This is a genomic window from Rothia sp. (in: high G+C Gram-positive bacteria) (genome assembly GCF_030540545.1).
Classification (GTDB): domain Bacteria; phylum Actinomycetota; class Actinomycetes; order Actinomycetales; family Micrococcaceae; genus Rothia.
Genome location: NZ_JAUNVZ010000060.1, coordinates 1 through 1273, shown reverse-complemented (window position 1 = coordinate 1273; position 1273 = coordinate 1). Strand labels below are relative to the sequence as shown.

1 tRNA gene is annotated in these 1273 nt (G+C 56.0%); it reads right to left on the bottom strand.

Annotated elements, in window-relative coordinates:
• Positions 1 to 678: 678 nt before the first annotated feature.
• Positions 679 to 765 (bottom strand) — tRNA-Leu (locus Q4P78_RS08910).
• Between the last annotated feature and the right edge of the window lie 508 nt (positions 766 to 1273).

Here is a 1273-nt window from a genome sequence, read left to right as displayed (position 1 = left end):
GGTGGCCGGGTGGCGCTCCCGCATGCACAAAACAGAGTTATCTTAGCAGTAAGCGCGCCTTGGTGCGAGGATAACCGCAAGGGCTTCAGAACCCATGCGCAGTTTTATGGCGCAAGATTCAAATGCGCGTGAATCCAAGCCGAAGATACGACCTGCGAGGCTGAGGCTCCGGATATATCATGCCGGGCTCAGACAGTCCTCGCTTTGCTGCGGAACTCGCCCGGCACGATATATCCGGAGCCGCACCCGTCGTGGCGCTTCGCCACCTATGGATTAACGCTCCGACAAACGCCCACACTTATTGAATATTCAAAGCTAGGGCATTTCAGCGCTCTTTTATGCACAAAATTACGCCTCTCTTTCGCCATCCAGGTGTCAGCGTGGAAAAATCGAGACTATTCAGCAACCCATCCCTTTACAGGGAGCACGTTGAACGTGAGCGGTCGTAAGTTTAGGTGCTTCTTGAGCATTTGGGTGAACGTTCTGGTTAATCTACGGACAAACGAAGGGGGTAAGCAGCCGTCCGCGCTGCAGCGGGGCCGAAATCGCCTTAAAACCAAAATGCATATTGCTGAATAGTCGCGATTTTTGCCACGGCCCATATTTGCTGACAGGCCATGCAGCTGTTTAATCCACAAGATGAAAAAAGCCGACCCGAAGGCCGGCTTGCATGCAAAGTGGTGCGGGCGACAGGAATCGAACCTGCACGAAGTCTCCCCCACTGGAACCTAAATCCAGCGCGTCTACCAGTTCCGCCACGCCCGCATAGGCATCACATAGTACCCCATTACCCACCCCCGCACAACGCCGTACACGACCCGCACACCCCAGCGGCTGCAGTCGTTCTATAAGCGCGAGTAAGCGAAGCGGAAAGTATTGTGACTGTGGGAAAAGCAGGGGCCAACCTCAGCACAAGAGATGCAAAGGCACCCCCACACAGCACTAACCACAAAGAATTGGCGCAAGGCTACCAGACCAGTGAGCCCGAAGCGAAGGCCCCGAGCAAGATGCAAGCAGCCCCCAACAAATTACCAGCAAAAGAAGAGAGCTAAAGGCCATCGCCCACTAAGCCCGAAGCCAAAGACCGAGAGGGTACAGAAGCGCCCTCAACAACGTCAGCTCACAGACCTGTAGGTGGCAAAAACGCAGGGAGACCCGGGGTGCTTGGTTTGTTCGCATTCCACAGCCCAAAGGGCGAGGACGCGAACGAGCCAAGTACCCCGGGCCTCCCGGAGAAGCGGGTTTGCCCCTACGCTAGCACACGCCCTGGGCG